This is a genomic window from Microbacterium testaceum (assembly GCF_020781835.1).
In the GTDB taxonomy this organism is placed as follows: Bacteria; Actinomycetota; Actinomycetes; order Actinomycetales; family Microbacteriaceae; genus Microbacterium; species Microbacterium testaceum_H.
Genome location: NZ_JAJGNJ010000048.1, coordinates 1 through 482 on the forward strand (window position 1 = coordinate 1; position 482 = coordinate 482).

General features: G+C 67.6%; 1 protein-coding gene. It reads left to right on the forward strand.

The genetic code is table 11. The features are described from left to right. Positions 1 to 42: 42 nt before the first annotated feature. A partial coding sequence (locus LL239_RS17570) for a hypothetical protein (protein WP_228164613.1) occupies positions 43 to 482 on the forward strand: 440 nt, incomplete at its 3' end.

Consider the following 482-nt stretch of genomic DNA (forward strand, 5'->3'; position numbering starts at 1 on the left):
CCCGGAGTCCTCCGCATCCTGTCGAAGGGTGAGGCGGAGCGGATGACGCAGGAGATCAAGCTCACCGCCTCCGGCATCCGTAACAACCTGTTCAAGCTCCGCAACCAGATCGACGTGGCGAAGAACTCGAACGTCTGGGCGATGCTGGGCTTCTCCTCCTGGACGGCATGGCTGTCGGACACTCTCTCCGACGAGCCGATGCGGGTGTCCCGGGAGGAACGCCTCGAGCTGGTCGGCTACCTCGCCGGCGAGGGGCTGAGCGCCCGGGCGATCGCGCCGATCGTGGGCATCGGGAAGTCGCAGGTCGCGAAGGACATCGCCGAGGTGTCCACTTCTGGACACGACAACCCCGGCCTCCCCGGGATGGTGGACGCCGAACCTGTCGCACCCGAAGCGGCCGAACCCCCCGCCCCGGTCGTGCACGGCCTCGACGGAAAGACGTACACGAAGCCGAACCTGCGCGCCGTGACGCTGACCGCGAT